This window comes from Burkholderia sp. JPY481 (assembly GCF_038900515.1).
In the GTDB taxonomy this organism is placed as follows: domain Bacteria; phylum Pseudomonadota; class Gammaproteobacteria; order Burkholderiales; family Burkholderiaceae; genus Paraburkholderia; species Paraburkholderia youngii.
The window spans coordinates 1-14,908 of record NZ_JAYMRT010000019.1 but is presented as its reverse complement, the minus strand read 5'-3'; the positions used below and the strand labels follow the sequence as shown (position 1 = coordinate 14,908).

Annotated in this window: 14 protein-coding genes and 1 pseudogene; 8 read left to right on the top strand and 7 right to left on the bottom strand. The window is 58.9% G+C overall.

Annotated features, from left to right (window positions below):
* Positions 1–732: 732 nt before the first annotated feature.
* Positions 733–1,209, bottom strand: coding sequence for a hypothetical protein (locus tag VSR82_RS31715; protein WP_498858369.1), 477 nt, complete (start codon positions 1,207–1,209; stop codon positions 733–735).
* A gap of 450 nt (positions 1,210–1,659) precedes the next feature.
* Positions 1,660–2,109: a RidA family protein gene (locus tag VSR82_RS31710; protein ID WP_429462851.1), complete on the bottom strand. Its 450-nt coding sequence runs from the start codon at positions 2,107–2,109 to the stop codon at positions 1,660–1,662.
* Between the two features lie 659 nt (positions 2,110–2,768).
* Between VSR82_RS31710 and VSR82_RS31705 the strand changes: the two genes are divergently transcribed.
* Both VSR82_RS31705 and VSR82_RS31700 read left to right on the top strand, forming a co-directional pair.
* Positions 2,769–3,182 carry an HD domain-containing protein gene (locus VSR82_RS31705; RefSeq protein WP_429462852.1) on the top strand — a complete coding sequence of 138 codons (414 nt, stop codon included), beginning with the start codon at positions 2,769–2,771 and terminating at the stop codon, positions 3,180–3,182.
* Entirely contained in the window at positions 3,175–3,981 is an 807-nt protein-coding gene (locus tag VSR82_RS31700; protein WP_429462853.1) for a hypothetical protein, read from the top strand. The genes VSR82_RS31705 and VSR82_RS31700 overlap by 8 nt, the downstream gene beginning before the upstream one ends.
* Positions 3,982–4,063: 82 nt before the next feature.
* On the opposite strand, the gene VSR82_RS31695 is transcribed toward VSR82_RS31700, so the two are convergent.
* Positions 4,064–5,491 carry a carboxymuconolactone decarboxylase family protein gene (locus VSR82_RS31695; protein WP_498858368.1) on the bottom strand — a complete coding sequence of 476 codons (1,428 nt, stop codon included), beginning with the start codon at positions 5,489–5,491 and terminating at the stop codon, positions 4,064–4,066.
* Positions 5,492–5,583: 92 nt separating this feature from the next.
* Between VSR82_RS31695 and VSR82_RS31690 the strand changes: the two genes are divergently transcribed.
* Both VSR82_RS31690 and VSR82_RS31685 read left to right on the top strand, forming a co-directional pair.
* A complete protein-coding gene (locus VSR82_RS31690; RefSeq protein WP_498858367.1) occupies positions 5,584–6,582 on the top strand; it encodes a LysR family transcriptional regulator in 999 nt (332 codons plus the stop codon).
* Positions 6,583–6,706: 124 nt separating this feature from the next.
* Positions 6,707–7,450 carry a hypothetical protein gene (locus VSR82_RS31685; protein ID WP_368585012.1) on the top strand — a complete coding sequence of 248 codons (744 nt, stop codon included), beginning with the start codon at positions 6,707–6,709 and terminating at the stop codon, positions 7,448–7,450.
* A 594-nt stretch (positions 7,451–8,044) separates the two neighbouring features.
* On the opposite strand, the gene VSR82_RS31680 is transcribed toward VSR82_RS31685, so the two are convergent.
* The 3 genes from VSR82_RS31680 to VSR82_RS31670 all read right to left on the bottom strand — a co-directional run bounded on the left by VSR82_RS31680 (position 8,045) and on the right by VSR82_RS31670 (position 10,533).
* A complete protein-coding gene (locus VSR82_RS31680) occupies positions 8,045–9,148 on the bottom strand; it encodes an extracellular catalytic domain type 1 short-chain-length polyhydroxyalkanoate depolymerase (RefSeq protein ID WP_498858366.1) in 1,104 nt (367 codons plus the stop codon).
* Positions 9,149–9,181: 33 nt separating this feature from the next.
* Positions 9,182–9,598: a ribbon-helix-helix domain-containing protein gene (locus VSR82_RS31675; protein WP_018435971.1), complete on the bottom strand. Its 417-nt coding sequence runs from the start codon at positions 9,596–9,598 to the stop codon at positions 9,182–9,184.
* Between the two features lie 230 nt (positions 9,599–9,828).
* The gene (locus tag VSR82_RS31670) at positions 9,829–10,533 is read right to left on the bottom strand and encodes a hypothetical protein (protein ID WP_429463645.1); all 705 of its coding nucleotides are present in this window, start codon (positions 10,531–10,533) and stop codon (positions 9,829–9,831) included.
* A gap of 374 nt (positions 10,534–10,907) precedes the next feature.
* On the opposite strand from VSR82_RS31670, the gene VSR82_RS31665 reads away from it, so the two are divergent.
* The 3 genes and pseudogenes from VSR82_RS31665 to VSR82_RS31655 form a co-directional block, all read left to right on the top strand.
* Positions 10,908–11,111: a cold-shock protein gene (locus tag VSR82_RS31665; RefSeq protein ID WP_176106399.1), complete on the top strand. Its 204-nt coding sequence runs from the start codon at positions 10,908–10,910 to the stop codon at positions 11,109–11,111.
* A 274-nt stretch (positions 11,112–11,385) separates the two neighbouring features.
* On the top strand, positions 11,386–11,610 hold the full coding sequence (locus tag VSR82_RS31660) for a hypothetical protein (protein ID WP_410852541.1): 225 nt from the start codon (positions 11,386–11,388) through the stop codon (positions 11,608–11,610).
* Positions 11,611–11,787: 177 nt separating this feature from the next.
* Positions 11,788–11,850: pseudogene (locus VSR82_RS31655) on the top strand (30S ribosomal protein S21); the annotation flags it as partial.
* Positions 11,851–12,252: 402 nt separating this feature from the next.
* Here VSR82_RS31655 and VSR82_RS31650 read toward each other — a convergent pair.
* A complete protein-coding gene (locus tag VSR82_RS31650; RefSeq protein ID WP_498858365.1) occupies positions 12,253–13,401 on the bottom strand; it encodes an extracellular catalytic domain type 2 short-chain-length polyhydroxyalkanoate depolymerase in 1,149 nt (382 codons plus the stop codon).
* Between the two features lie 594 nt (positions 13,402–13,995).
* Between VSR82_RS31650 and VSR82_RS31645 the strand changes: the two genes are divergently transcribed.
* A complete protein-coding gene (locus VSR82_RS31645; RefSeq protein ID WP_410852528.1) occupies positions 13,996–14,289 on the top strand; it encodes a hypothetical protein in 294 nt (97 codons plus the stop codon).
* The last annotated feature ends 619 nt before the right edge of the window (positions 14,290–14,908 follow it).

Below are 14,908 nucleotides of genomic sequence, written 5' to 3'. Positions count from 1 at the left end.
CCAAGATGTTGCGGGAAAACGAACACAACGGCCAGCGAGGAAACGTCTGCGCCGGGATGTGCTGCGACGGTCCATCGGAACGTCGCGCACTCCCTCGAAGCCTCGGCGGTCAGCGCGTTTCCAGCCGAAACTTGTCCTTTGCCCACGATGCGTAAGTACGCTCCGATGTCTCGCGCCGCATCCGGGCAGACTCTTTCGCATCCTCGACTACGACGTAACGCAACGGTTCGGTATCAGCCCTAGTCGCCTCTACAACTGCTTGCGCTGCGTCCTGTTCCGTTGCGAGCGTACTTTAGGAGCCTGCATATACAGTTACATCGTTCGATCCACGCGATGCCGAAGCCGAGGGAACCGGTATTTGCGCGGCCTGTACAGCGGTCCTATGTACAACCTGTTCGAGACCAATGTGTTTGGCGCGATGTTGGCGATGCAAGTCGTCATCCCCTGCTTCAGAGCAATCGGCGGCGGCAGGGTTATCAATATCAGCTCCGACTCACCACCTTGACGGAAGCGCGTGACTGCCGTTGGAGCCGCGACAATACTCGGAACAGGACCGGCCGGCTACCTTCCGCCCGGACGCCCGGTCATCAACTCAATGCTGCTCGATGGCCTATACGCAATTTTCGGCCATCGCAGACGTTCAGGGATTCCCACCGCAAGTCGGCTACTGACCGGCGATTCATACTTCGCCAGCCGCGAATGTCTGATTAGCTGCGAGCGGATGTGAAGCGGTCAGTCGGCGATTCCGCACTCCGGCCTTTGCGGCGCATGCAGCGAAATCTCATTGGCTACGGCTTGGCCGAGTTCTGACCAGTTCATCGGCAACCGCACAAACACGTTGTTATTGTTGTCCGACGAGATACAAAGCTTGATACGACTGACGTGATCGTTGGCACCGTATTGAACATGAAGGATTCGCGTGGTCGCCGATGGGTGCCATACCACCTTTCCGAGAAAGTACGAGCGGGCACTGCCCCGTTCGGAGGGATCAATGACCAGGTCGAAATAGGCGGTCAGGAACGTGTGAAGCGCTTCTTTAGTCATGTCAGAAGGTAATGGCTGCGTCCTTGAGTTCGATATGGACTGCCATGCTAGCAAAGAACCGATTTTCAGCGACCCAGCAGCCAAATGCCTGGCGGCCGACCGTCCGAGACGGGCCGAACTCGATATCAGCCCGAAGCGGGCGTCCTCCTGCATGCTGACGATCATTCCCTTGCAGGAGACGAATATTCCCGCAGGAGCATATCGTCTATGACCCGCTGACCCGCGCTACAGCCCGTCATGAGTGCAGTCGCTTCCGTTCCGAACGGCTTCTGGGTATCTTTCATCAGGCGGATCGGAGATCCCAGCGAAGCCGGCAACCCCTTCCCTTCGATAGACACGATTGCGACAAAGCCGGTCGGAGGCGACAGCACGGCGCTGCCTGACGACTCCCACACGAGCTCAAGGTCAACGGTTATTTCGAAGCCTTTGTAGGGGTAGGTCCTTTGCATATCGTGTGGTAGATCGTTCTTTGGCGCGCTGGCGTTCGGTGCGCGAAAATAACCGACCCGACTCCGATGGGAAACCCTTGATCGCGCGCTTCGCGATTTCGCTGAATCGACGGATTAACGGACGCTTGCCGAAGCGGAAGCGCGTGGTGTTGCCGGGAGAGCTGTCTTATCCGCCTATTCCTACGACTGCGCGCAAGATGACTGGCTGTCCACCCCGCAGCGAAACAGCACCAAGAACGGAACGAGAATGAACGCCGGCGGCCCCCAAAACTTCCACCAGGAGGTCGGATGCACCATCGAGAACCTGGGCGTGCCCTTTGAAGTCATCCGATGCATTGATGAATCCTTGGAGCTCGATGAATTGCCCTATACGGTTCAGCGAGCCTAGCTCTTCGCGCAAGACAAGAAGCAACTCCAGCGCAACCTCTCGGGCGATGCGTTTTCCCTCGTCCAAGGCGATGTCGACACCCAGCTTGCCGTCCACAACTCTCCGAGAAGATTTCCCAGATAGGAACAGCAAGTCGCCCCATCGAGTCACATTCCTATAGTTTGCTGCTGGGGCGCTAACACCGTCATAGCCTTCAGTCAACGCGTCAAGCTTCTCGTCAGCGCTCATTCGATTCAATCCCTTGGTCGGTTTGAGTCGCTCGATTGTCGCCCAATGTTGCGAGAATACTTATGGCAAATTTTCCTTTGCTAATGATCTAAACGTTGATGTTAAACGCTGCACCGACGAAAACGCGGCACTGCACCGAACGTCTCGTTCCTTCCGAGAGCACCGGTTTGGCGAGCTTACTCCCGAGCTGACGCAGAACTCTTCAATGGCCGCTTTCGGACGAAGGAGCCGAGTACGGACTTCCGGCCAATTTTCAGTCGTTCGCTCGCGCCCGCCGATGGTCACTCAAATGTCGGCTCGAGAGGCAGCAGCGGTCCCTCACATATCTAGCTGATACGAATCTGTTGATAGATCGGAATCTCGAGGCCGCGCAACGGAGGTTCTAGCGACTGAACGGTGTAGACACGGCGAAGTGTCGATGCGTCCGTCAGAAGACTGAGCCTCCTGATGCATTGCGACAACAACATGATTCGCGAGACCAGTAATCATTCGAGGAAGGGCTAATGACCCCCCTGTCACTATCGGAGGCATGATTCGCACCGGATTCCGAGCTCGCCCGCAAAGCGGCGGTCCTCGCCTGGCAGGGTCATTCGGGGCCGCTGCTCAATCATGTCCACAGCACATGGTGATTCGCGGAGTTCATCCGCAAGAAGCGGCAAATGAAGTACGATCGCGAACTGGTTTATATCGCATCGCTGCTTCACGGCCTGGGTCTGCCGGAGGATCATGCTGCGGACAAGCGCTCCGAAGTCGATGACGCCGACGCCGCGAGCAGGTTTCTGCATGCCCACGACTATCCGGAGACGACAATCGGCATCGTTTGGGACGCCATCGCCCTTCACTCAGCCGCTGATATAGCCCATCGCAGGGAGCCGGAAGTCGCGCTCGTCCACTTCGGCGCTCATGTCGACGTCATGGGGCTCAGGATGGACGAGATTTCTCCCCAACTCATCGACGATAAGCTCGCGCTCTATCCGCGACTCGGCTTTGGGTTCCGCTGTCGCTCGGTCGAGTTGACCACGCAAGGCTTTGCGATAGACTGCCTTGATCCTGGAGGGGTTTGTCGTGGCTGATCTTAAAACTATGCTGGTCCGTACCAACGCCGCTTGCGCCCTGGTTTGCATGTCGCTGCTGGCGCACGCCGGGACGTCGGCAGACTCTGCCGCTGTTCCCAATGCGACTGAGCCTGAAATTTCTGCCTCTGCAGATGTCCTGTCGACTCGCCCTTTCGTCGGCGACGACCCGGTTGCTATCAGGGACGCTTTGGCGGGCCAGAGCTTCAATACCAACTCGCCTTCGTTGAGCGATCGCATCAGGAACCTGATCCACGTCCCTGTCCATAAGGCGCCAGGCGGACTCGACTCGCCGAAAGCCAGTCTCGAGCGCGACCTGGCTTTCGTCGTACCGGCGCCCTACGGAATACGATATCAGTCAAAGACGCACCTGTTGACGGTGGACATAGATCTATCCGATGACAACAATCCGGGAGCGATCCTACTCAAGAAAACCGTCACTGGACAACGCGGTCGAGGGCTTGTGGTGGCGCCAGAGGCGAAGGCCAAGGGGTACATCCAACATATCGATGTGATTGAGCTCAAGTCGGGCGAACGGAGCAAAACCAGGGTTCACGGACGCGTGACACTGTCGCAGACGGCGTTCCACGAAGCGAATGGAGACTTCGCGATTGTGCTGATGTGTAGCATGACGCCACCGTACCTGACCGACCGACGCGAACATAGCGATCCCAGCAACGACGAGCCCACAGACATCACAAAAAGAACCTCGACCCTTTACACCAACATTCACGCCATCTGGCTGGTGAGCCCGCAGCGGGGTATCGTGCTATCGAAGAAGCTGCATCTGTCGAAGTGAAGAAGTAAAGAACTACGGATTGCTTTTCTACACAACCTCTCTCAAGGGTCGGGCCGGCCGCATGTCCGAAAGCGTGTGGCATTCATTGCCGTTCTCCCGCTACTTTTTGGGCGTGATCGCTTCGCTTGCTGAATTCCTCGCCGACGACACGCATGCTTTCCTCGACTGCGGGATATCCGCGATAGGGAAGGACGTTTAGCAGCGTTTCGACGATTTCCGCCTGCGTCGCGCCCGCCGTCAGCGCCGCATTCGCATGGACCCGCAGCGGCGTCTCCATCGCTTTGCTTCCCACCGCGGCGAGCGCCGAGCATGCGGCAAGCTCGCGCGTCTTCGCGTCGAGCCCGGCACGGCTAAAGATGTCGCCGTAGGAGTGCTCGACGATCGCGCGGCCGATATCCGGTGCCAGGTCGTTGAAGCTGTTGACCACGGCCTCGCCCGCCTGGGCAGAAGTGCTGGCGAGCGTCGCCAGTCCGCGTTCGCTGCGAGCCTTGCGAGTTTCGGAGACGATTGCATTCGCGCTTACCCGGCCGCCTGCCCCTTCCGTCTCTTTCTGCGCCGGCTTGGTGAAGACGGCGTCCGCAACCCCAAAGGCATTGAGAGCGCTCGGGAACCCGGCATACACGGCCAGTTGCATCAGGGCTTCGGTGATCTCGGTGCGCGACAGGCCCGACTCGAGCCCGGCTTCGATATGAAGGCGGAGCAGATCGCTGCGATTGCCGGCTGCTGCGAGCATCGAGATGCTCGCGATCTGTCTTGCCTTCGGATCGAGTCCTTCTCGAACGAAGATCTCACCGAACACGAACTCGACGGACCAGCGGGCGAGTTCGGGTGAAGTGCTTTCCAGCTTTTCCACGTACTCCTCCGGATTGGCCATCAAGCCGTCGAGTACCTCGAGACCCCGCTGATATCGCGCAGTGCCATCGTCGGACGCCGGGGCGATCGGATCGAAAGCCAGACCGCGCTGCCGAAAGATCTCGCGAACGATACCTACTGCGTTGATCGAGACCGGAAACCCTAGGATGGCAATCGCCAGGAACAGCATTTCGACCAGTTCCGCGGGCTCGCCGCCCGCATTGAGGAAGCCGGTCATGTGATATTTCAGTTGCGGTTGCACGCTGCCATGGGCCATCAGCGCGGCAACGGTGGCGATCTGGCGAAGGCACAAGTCCAGCCCCGGCCGCGACAGGATGTCTCCATAGGCAAATTCAACCGTGAATCGTGCCAAATCCGGGGCAACCTCCGCCAGACGGTTAACAGGGATATCGTAGCCCGCGCCACCGATCCTCTTCAGCACCTCGATACCCCGGGTAAAACGTTCTGCGCTGGTTTCGCCAGCGGACGCGCCCTGGAGGGCCGTCATGCCTGTCTGAGCCGTAGATCCATTCATCTGTGTTTTGCCATCGGCATCGGTGATTTGTCGCCCCGCTTTAATCGGCGCGAAAGCGGCTGCTGCCAGCTTTCTGGCTGCTGTGATCCTCTGCAGAGTGCCTCTGCGCTTGCACGTATCCATGTCTGATTTGCTCCTTCTCGAAGTCAGCGGAATGAAGCATACGGGCAGGAAGATGCAACAGGCCAAGACCAAATTCGTGATACCTTTTCTGCATGAGACTACGAATCGATCTACGCCAGCTGGAGTGCTTCGTCTCCGTGGCCGAGGAAGGCACGTTTCGCGCCGCGGCCGAACGACTCCACATGTCACAGCCGCCTCTAAGCCGCCAGATCAAACAGCTCGAGAGCGAACTTGGGGTGACGCTGCTCAATCGCGGTTCGGCGGGCGCGGAACTCACCACGGCGGGCCGCGCATTCCTGAAGGGGGCCAGGAAGACGCTCCTTCAAGCCTCAGAGGCGATCGAAACCGCACGACGGCATTCAAAGGAAGGGCCCCGGCAGCTCAGGGTCGGTTATACCAAGATCTTCGACCCGGAGGTCTTTCCTTCCCTCGAGCCCGCCTTCAGGAAAGCGGTTCCTGGCGGGTCGCTGGTCTTCGTTGCGGCCACTTCCGTCGAACTCATCCGGCGCCTGCGGCGTGGCGCGCTCGATGTCGCCTTGATCGGACTGCCCAGCGCAACAGGGGAACTGGTGGTGGAACCGCTGCACAAAGAGCCGCTGGTCGCGGTAATCCCTGCACGGCATCCGCTCGCGCGGCACAAAGTCCTGTCGATCGCGCAGTTGAATGACCAACCGGTGTTCTGGCCGCAGCGGCGAACAAATCCCGGATTTTTCGACTACTACGAAGAAGTGTTCGCGAAGCTCGGACATGCGCCGAGCCGAAGACTGACGGAACCCGCGGATCACCATCTTCTGCTGGCCGAAGTGGCAAACGGACAGGGCATCGGCTTCATACCTAAGTCGATGACGACGATGCGGCGCGCCGGTGCGACTTTCAGGCCACTCAAGGAAAGGGAATTCTGGATCGGATTTGGCCTCGCCTACAGGGATGCGCAACACGCATCAGAGTTGGATGCGTTGTTACGCATCGCGCGGCGCAAGACGGCGTTGGTGCCTCCGGGCATGCAGTCCTGCAGCAGCCCCTCAGGGCCGCCTAGCCCACCCCGCCCCGCCCGAGAAACCCTGCCACGCTTCCAAGTCAAATTGAAGTAAGCGCGCTCCCACCTTGGTCCTGACGCCAGGATCTGGCGCGCGCGGTGCAGACACAATGTCCGACGCGATGCGTATCACAGGCCATACTTGTCCGTACCGCCGCTTCGGATAGCAGGAGGGGATCATGGCACCCAAGCTCGTGAACTTTCTCGTCGTAGCGATGATGTTGGGCGGGGTGCTCGACACACTGACCGGCTGCGGGGGGAACGCGGTCGCGCCTGCGCCCTCCGCGAGCATGCCTCCGCCCGGGATGCCTGCCGGCGCGGCTTCCCCGGGATTCTTCAAGATCTGCAAGGGACAGACGTATGCACTCTGCGCGACCGCGAGTTGCACGGTGGTGAACCAGGTGGCCTATTGCCAATGCGACGTCAAAAAAGGCGACAGCATCAGCTTGCCCCTTCGGGTCGATGGCGAGGACGTCTGCTCGATAAACGCCAATGGCGCCGACAATGGGTACATGGTGAGCACGTTCAGCGTGCCGGAGTCTGTTGTCGCGCCGCAGGGCGATCAGGCGCTCTATAACTGTCCAGCGGGGTCCGACGGCGGCTACGCGCAATGCGACGGCGGCATGTGCTTCACCAGCAGCAAGGGCACCTCGTTCCCCGGGTTCAACGAGCCGCTCGACCGCGCGGACATCATCTGCGCATGTCCGATCAGTGTGACCCCGGGCTCCCCCGTCGGCTTCCAGATCGCCGGCCCATATCCTTGCGACAATTCGTACTTCCGCTTCTGCAAGAGCCAGGTCGCTAACAACAGAACCGGTTCGACGGTCAAGGTCGGCGCCCCGACCGGAACGGCCAGATTCCTTGCTCTGCGCCTCAACGGAAGTGCGCCGCCGTTGCACGAGTGTCTTCCTCCGTCCCAGTAGGCACGCAACCGAACACCACTCTCGCAGGTGGCGCATTAGTCAACGGATCATGTGGCGATATAAACATGAGGGATGTCAACGATCTTCATGTAGATGTTGAATGACGTTTCATGGCTGAACCTTACCATTGACCAAAGTTCGCGAGCGGTTTGTAGGCCGATCTGAGAGGTCGATTTTCCTGCGAGAGAATTGAAAAAGCCACGCAGCGACTTTTTCAACACAATCGGCCACGAACCGCCGTTCACCTGCGTTTTCGATCGGACATTCGTGCGTCGGCTCCGCCCCGTAACCGGCCTTCCGATCGATCAACACAACCGCTGGTTCGTCGCACGAAGTGACTGCTCCGTTTGTGCCTTCTTCGCATGATGATGGGTGACAACAGGAGGGCAGACACACCGAGCACCCGCAACACGCCTTCAACACCGCGAATAAGCCCCTTCGCTCAACCGACAAGGAGCGCCAGACCGATTGCCAGTTCGACGGCAATGATCGCAAGATTGGTTGGCAGGCGCGTTCGGGAAAGGAGCATGGCAACCGGCGCCTCCGTTGCGCGCCCTCCTTGCACCGGATACAGCAGCGCGGCGCGCTGGACGCTCACTGACGACGAGGATGCTCGAGAAAAAATCGCACCATCTCCGCACTGGCGTCGGGGCCGGATGGATCGGTATAGCTCCCGCTTGAAGAGCCTCCGGCCCACGCATGAGGCGCGCCGTGGATGATCCATAGTTCCGCATGTACCCCGGCTCGTGACTTCATGTGCCGGACCGTATGCTTGCGCGCCTGCCCATTAGCGCCCGACGGGCGAGCGGCTATCGGATCACTTGAGGAGAATCCGTGTACCAATCCGTCGGCGTTGGCAGGATGCACGGTCGCATCCGCGTCGCCGTGAAAAACGATGAGCGGGCATTGAGACGCCTGCGTGTCGTGAATGTCCACTCCGCCAGGTTTCCGCGCTTTGGACCGGGCTTTGCCGCCGCGCATCGCCGCGAGCGCGGACGGCAAGTCGTGCGCGCATCCGACGGGTAGGCCCGAATGAACGCCCGCAGCTGCGTACAGATCGGGATAGGCTTGCGCGACGATCGCCGCCATCGCGCCGCCGGCCGAAAGACCAGCAACGAAGACGCGTTTCGGATCGACGTCGTAATTCGCCATGACTTCGCGCGTGATGCCCGCGATCAGCGACGGCTCGCCGTGGTCGCGCAGCTGATCGGCAGGCCTAAACCAGTTCCAGCATTTCGAGGTATTTGCGCGTTGCGGCTGGGTCGGATAAGCGACGATAAAACCGTGCGTTTCGGCAAGGGCGTTCATCCGCGTGCCGGCTGCGAAATCGTCAGCGTCCTGCGTGCAACCGTGCAGCATGACGATGAGGGGCAGGGGATCACTGCCGTATTGACTGGGGACGTAGATCTTGTAATTACGCTGGCCCGCGGCGTTGACGTAGAGCCGCATGCTGAAGTGCCCGCAATCCTGCACGTCCGGTTCGGTTTGCGTCGTATGGGCGCGATGCCGGGGTTGCAGGCGGTCGGCGAAGCGCGTTGTCGTCGGTTTGTCATGCGGGTCAGCATGCACGGTTGCCACGTCCGTCGGCTCGCCGCGCATGGCGCGCTTGACAATCTCCGCGGCCGCAGCAGGGTCGTTGCTGCGAAAGAGTGCGAACGCCTCTTTCATCGAGTCCAGAAAGCCTTCGTTAAGTTTCATGTTTGTTCCGATAGCGGGGAGGAGTCAGGGATGTCAGCGGATCCGATCCGCTAGCGCGGCCTTGACCGCCGGTGAGGCATGGAGCGCGCCTCGAACCAGAATCGATTCGATCGCTGCCAGCGCAAGGTCGGGTGAGACGTCCGTGGCAATGCTCGCCAGTCCCAGCACCTGAATTCTGAGTCGCTGACTGGCCGCGCACGCTGCCTCGAGGTCTTGTTTCGAGAAATGCTGGAGACCCAGTACAAGCTCACGGCGCGTTACGGTTTCCTTGACGGCAGGAGCATGAATCGACAGCTGATTGCGGATGGCCGTACGGATCAGATCCGTGCGGTTCGAGTAAAAGCCCTCTTCGACGAGCAAATCGATTTGCCCCAGATCGACTGGACCAAGATTGATCGTAATTTTTTCGGTCTCGCTACCTCGTGAGCGATCCGGCACTTCTTTTGCCATATGCAGAAACCCTCCATTCATCATCCATGTGGATGGTTATAGGATGATTTCAAGAGGGCGTCAACGGCTAATCGCTGCGATTGGCCCGTGTGCGGTCTATCGGCCGAAAGACGCGGGCAGGGAGGTAACAGGCGATGTCGGTGTGCGTCGAGGCGACGCGAGGACGAGATGGATTGCGAGTCGTGTACTTCGTGTTCCAGTGCCACGGTCCCAGGGCCTTACGCCGATAATCAGCCAGCGCGGTGCCAGCAACCGGATTTCGGGCACACGGCGGCTGGTGCGCCGTTCATCCAGACTTGCTCCTCCTCTAATCGCTGCGACGACGGGCGGTCGATGTCGAAGATCACCTTGAGTGCTTGCCCGACATTGGCGTCTTCGATCGGAAGCTCCCACGTTAAGAAAATCTGTGTGAAGTCCTGGTCCGGCGCGAAGTCGGCCGCAGAGAAACTCTCGGCGCCACGCTGAATCACGCCATGGGGCTGGCCCGTATCGAAAATGACGGCTGTTCCGCGCTTGAGGGGAATGCATTGACCCGTAGAGGGAAACCGCAAGTCCAGGCCCTTGTCTTCACTCAGGAACAGATTGCAAAACGCGGCACTGCCATATTGCTCACCATCATGGTGATATCTCGCGCCACGACAGGCCATCAGCGCCATGTCACTATCGGCGAGCAGCGCGGGCAGTCCCAGGGCGCACGTCCAATCGGACATGGCTTGCACGCAGCGCTTGTAGGCCGGCCAGCGCACTTGCGTGCGCGCCAAAGGCATTGCCTCGACATCCCCAGGTTCCAGAGCGAGTCGCGTCGATATCTCTCTTTGCCAATCTGCCACGACGGGCGCAGGGGGTGACGGTACATCGAGCGTGGTCCATAAAACGATGTCACTTACGCGTCGACTGCGGATGGCGTCGCCGCTCCAGAAAAAGGAAGTCAGCATATTTCTCATTTCATGCTGTCGAAGGGAGTTCGTCGAGGCATTGTAGTGATTCAGCCTGGTCATCCCGGTAAAAATCGGCGATGAAGCGTTCATCACCTGGTCACATAGCCAAGTCATTCCAGCGTCGGCTGCCCCTTTGGAAACAGCCAGATGTCGCATCGCTTCGTCAGCAGCACGGCCCGCCTGCTGAAATGGTTACAAGATAAGTGTTGACTCTGACCCGCCTGGCGGGTACTGTGCCGTTCGAAGTTCAAGAAGTTCGATTGCTGTTCATCAATTGCTCGCTCCTCAGCGGTATTCGTTGTCCTCTCCCTCCTTGAAGCTTCAAGCGCTCTTTGACAGAGCAAGTATTCATTTTTTCTCAAGGATTCTTCATGGAAACCGGTACCGTTAAATGGTTTAACGACAGCAAAGGCTTTGGCTTCATTACCCCGGACAAGGGCGGCGACGACCTGTTCGCTCATTTCTCCGAGATCCGGGCCGACGGCTTCAAGACGCTGGCTGAAAATCAGAAGGTGAGCTTCGAAACGAAGCAAGGCCCCAAGGGTCCGCAAGCGGCTAACATCAAGCCGTTGTAAAGTTTGAAGGACCCGGCATTCGACGAACGCCGGGTTGCAGCGACACCCTCGCGGAGTTTTGTCTCCCAAAGTTAGCGCGATCGCCGTTAGCTGCATCTGCTGATTCGGCAGCTTAGCGAGCGCCATACGTCTTGTTGCGCCTCATTCTCTCCTCAGGCCTCAACGCCATCTTTCGCCTTTCGACTGCTTGATGAATCGGCTCGAGTGGCTTTGGGTCAACGCACCCGTGTCCTTTCGCACGGTACGCGCGCACTCCAATATCATTAAAATTAAAATGCAAAACAAACAAGTTCAACAATACAACGGCTATGCCGTCCAATCCTCGGCGCATCGTTTGCCCGACGGTAACTTCTCATCCAACCTGTTGCTCGAACGCCTCGATAACGTCCGAGCCGAATGCCGCTACTGGTTCTATTCACTCGACTACTTCACGAGTGAAGAGCAGGCGTTGCAGTACTCCAGCCAATGGGCGCGCAATTGGGTCGACACCCGCGGTTAAGGGCGACTCCACAGTTCGAAACATCCAGCGCATTCGAAGCGCCAGGGCGGTGCAACCAAAGGCGCTCGAACATCGCGCAGGTTTTAGAGCGGCACGTCGTCGGCACGCGCGGCTATCGGCCCACCGTCCTTCTGGGCCGCCGATAGTGGCCTGGAAGATGGCGGGGCTCGGCCCGTGAAGAAACCTACCACCGAACGCAAGCGCAAAAAGGCTGCGGCAGTGGCACGACTGCGCAAGTAGAGCAAACGGTCGTTGCCGCCAAAAAAGCGGTATTGCCTGGAATTTTCCGGGCAGGCATGCTAAGGCGCCGGGCATCCCGCTAACCTCCGTATGGGGCTTCCTTCTGATCCTGGCCGATTGGCCGGTTGGGTTCGCATACCGGCCACGCGATTTTCTGCGATCGATAGAGGGCTTCGGGTCGGTTTGGTGCATTCGCCGTCGGCCCGGATTCGGCCAGGAAGGGCGTGTGTAGTTGATCGCCAGCGAGCGTGGTGATGCGCGGCTCTCGTGGTTTTAGGCCACCCAGACTTTCACTAGTGAAATCGGTCCAGCTGACGGTGGACTGAAATAAACCGAAATCCGCTCCGTTGATAGTGTTGTCGGCGGCCATCGGCGCCCGGGTCGGGCCGTACCAGGACGACCCTACGGTCGGCCCGTCACGCGTTGCACCATCCCGTAGAGCACGGACATCTGCAAGCCGCTCTTGAGCGCGTAGTTCGGGTCGTATTGATTGGAGTAGCCCCACCAGTCGAAGCATGCGTTCGGGTTGGTCGGCCCCGGCGCAGACGACGCGAACGTGTCGGGATACACGACCACAAGCTTGTTCGTGTCGGCCCATTCGTTGATGCCGGCCTCGGTGACCCAGCGGTTGCCGATCAGTGATGCCTCCTGCAGACAGCCGTGCAGAGCGAGCACGAATCCACACGTTTCACCCTTCGCGCAGGCTTGCGGAACAAAAACGCTGCCTGTCGAACTCATCGAAACGTTTTCGGACGCCCCGAACTCCGTTTGATCGAATGAAGACAGCCTACCCTTCAGCGCTCCGTTTTCGCGCGGTTTCAATGGGCCGAGGAACATCGTCAACCACGTCTTGACTGAATCGTAGACTTCGCCATTGGCCGAACAGCGCACCATGTAGGGACTCCCGAGAGTGCCGCACGCAAGTTCGCCGTCAGGCGATTCCCAGCCGTGCTCGGCGGGAAATGTATTGTCAAAATGAACATTCGCTCCGTAATGTGCGTATTCCGAGTCCAGGTCGGCCATCTCACGTGGATTGACGACCTCGTCCAGCGTGCCGGACCACAGATAGACCGGCTGTCCACGCAGATTCGTCGCCGGGTCGATGGTCCCGAGGGACGATTGCGCGTCAAGGTACGCTTCGGATGGCACCAGCGTGCTGTTATACGACGCCTGATTCGTCGGAAGAGTCTCGCCGCCACAGTTTGCCAAAGCTGTAGCGGCTCCTCCGGCGCCTGCACACCAATACACCCCGCCAGCGTACACAGCGGCTCCTTTGAAAGTAGACGAGTGGGCAACGTGCATCTGCACTGCCGCGAAACCGCCTGAGGAGATACCTGCAACGAAGACTTTCGCCGGATCAATATTGTAGCGCTGCAGCTTGACGATTGCGGAAGGGGCCGACGCACTGTCCGAGGTTAGAGCCGCGGAGCCGGCTACCGCCTTCTCCTGTGCCGATGTTCCGGCCGAATCGCCACTGCCGCCACACCCGGCAAGGCCGATCGCTAGTGCAAACGCCGGCGCTAACCGCCGGCCTAAAGCCTTCGTTGTCATTGTCGTCTCCTCGGCGGGGCAACTTACACAAGTGCATCACTCCGACTGTCGAACTGGGCGCGGTTTCGCCTTCCGCCAAAAGCTCGCTAACACTAGTGATCGACAAAGCACGCATGTTTGCCGCGTACGATGCGCCCGACGAGATCCAGCGCAGCAAAAAACGCTCCCGCAGCACGTCAATCTTGGAACGTCGGTTCTAACCGCACGCTCCATTAACGCAACCGGTTTCATTTGTCGAGGTGGGATTCAAGCTGCCACGCCGAGGACAGCGAAACGCCCGGGCGTTGATGGACATCTTCGGCGAGCATGCCATTCGACTTTAGTCGCGCGGGTGGCGGTCACTGCCATCGCATGGGGCCGCAGTCGGCCCAATTTCGGACGTTCGACGTTGATTCCGAGATTGCTGATAATCCCGGACGGTCCGACTCAAGCTCTGCACTAGCGTGCCGTTATCAACCTAAACCAATCAGCCTCCAAGATTCTCGGGGGCGGCTCTCTCTTCTGTTGTGACTCAACCGGCGCCGCCCGCGGTACCATCCTCAATCGCGGATACGAGTCACGATAAAAGGCAGCAGTGAAACGGAAAAATCAAAAATGTTTAAACGAGCTTGGAGGGGAGAAGAACCCTTGTGGAAAGTGTGGTGGCTGATCGGCGTGCCACTTAACCTGCTGCTGATCCCCCTGCTAGCTGTGCTTCTGACACCAAATGTTCCGACTCCGCTGTATTTCGGGGCACTCATCTTTTATCTGCTGGCGTTCTTTGCGTGGATACGAGCGGCCTGGTTGTGCGCACCGAACGTCGAGCGTCGTATCTGGATGGTTCTTGCACGAGCGGTGCTCGTACTACGCGTCTGCTCGCTGGCGAAACTCCTGTTGGTAACGAACTGATCCAACCATGCGTAAGAGCGGCCAGGAACGGGCGGTCGACGCGGGAGCCTGCATCGCCGACAATTGCGTGACAAGGCGAAATCAAAATAAGGGGAAACTAAATGCTGTGTCCGGCTTGCAACTCTCAAAACCTCGCTACTAGCGTAAAGTGTTTCCAATGTGGGACGACACTTATCTACGAAGCTACAGGCCACTCGGCTGCGTACATAAAAGGGGCTAGGAGGGTTGATTCATATATTTATGGGCTCGCGGGCGCCATTTCCGCCTTGGTACTCGCAGTAGTTTTGCTAAAAACGCTATTTTCTGACTGGGATCTAAACGCACCTCTCATTTGTTTCATTAGCTTTTCTTTCGGTGGATTGGCAGGCCGATTCATTGCATGGCTGAAGTGGCGTGATCTTTTGCGACTATCGAAATAGACCGGGAGCGATGAACAAACTCCAAATCCAATGTCCGCTATCGGACGCATTGGCCGACCGCTCTGGGTCGGTTGGACTAAACCGCTCGCGCGGTAAGGGGCTGCGGCCGGCGGTAGTAGCAATGGAGAGGAAACCGACTCTGTTCTCATGTTGATGGGCGAGGTAATTCGCCTCGCCGTTCAACGGGAGCAGAGTCATGA

Bases quoted from the DNA above. Each gene is read 5' to 3' on its own strand.
- VSR82_RS31710 (WP_429462851.1), bottom strand. From the start codon at position 2,109: ATGAGCGCTGACGAGAAGCTTGACGCGTTGACTGAAGGCTATGACGGT.
- VSR82_RS31705 (WP_429462852.1), top strand. From the start codon at position 2,769: ATGAAGTACGATCGCGAACTGGTTTATATCGCATCGCTGCTTCACGGC.
- VSR82_RS31665 (WP_176106399.1), top strand. From the start codon at position 10,908: ATGGAAACCGGTACCGTTAAATGGTTTAACGACAGCAAAGGCTTTGGC.
- VSR82_RS31680 (WP_498858366.1), bottom strand. From the start codon at position 9,148: ATGAAACTTAACGAAGGCTTTCTGGACTCGATGAAAGAGGCGTTCGCA.
- VSR82_RS31660 (WP_410852541.1), top strand. From the start codon at position 11,386: ATGCAAAACAAACAAGTTCAACAATACAACGGCTATGCCGTCCAATCC.
- VSR82_RS31645 (WP_410852528.1), top strand. From the start codon at position 13,996: ATGTTTAAACGAGCTTGGAGGGGAGAAGAACCCTTGTGGAAAGTGTGG.
- VSR82_RS31695 (WP_498858368.1), bottom strand. From the start codon at position 5,491: ATGGATACGTGCAAGCGCAGAGGCACTCTGCAGAGGATCACAGCAGCC.
- VSR82_RS31715 (WP_498858369.1), bottom strand. From the start codon at position 1,209: ATGATCGTCAGCATGCAGGAGGACGCCCGCTTCGGGCTGATATCGAGT.
- VSR82_RS31675 (WP_018435971.1), bottom strand. From the start codon at position 9,598: ATGGCAAAAGAAGTGCCGGATCGCTCACGAGGTAGCGAGACCGAAAAA.
- VSR82_RS31670 (WP_429463645.1), bottom strand. From the start codon at position 10,533: ATGCTGACTTCCTTTTTCTGGAGCGGCGACGCCATCCGCAGTCGACGC.
- VSR82_RS31650 (WP_498858365.1), bottom strand. From the start codon at position 13,401: ATGACAACGAAGGCTTTAGGCCGGCGGTTAGCGCCGGCGTTTGCACTA.
- VSR82_RS31690 (WP_498858367.1), top strand. From the start codon at position 5,584: ATGAGACTACGAATCGATCTACGCCAGCTGGAGTGCTTCGTCTCCGTG.
- VSR82_RS31685 (WP_368585012.1), top strand. From the start codon at position 6,707: ATGGCACCCAAGCTCGTGAACTTTCTCGTCGTAGCGATGATGTTGGGC.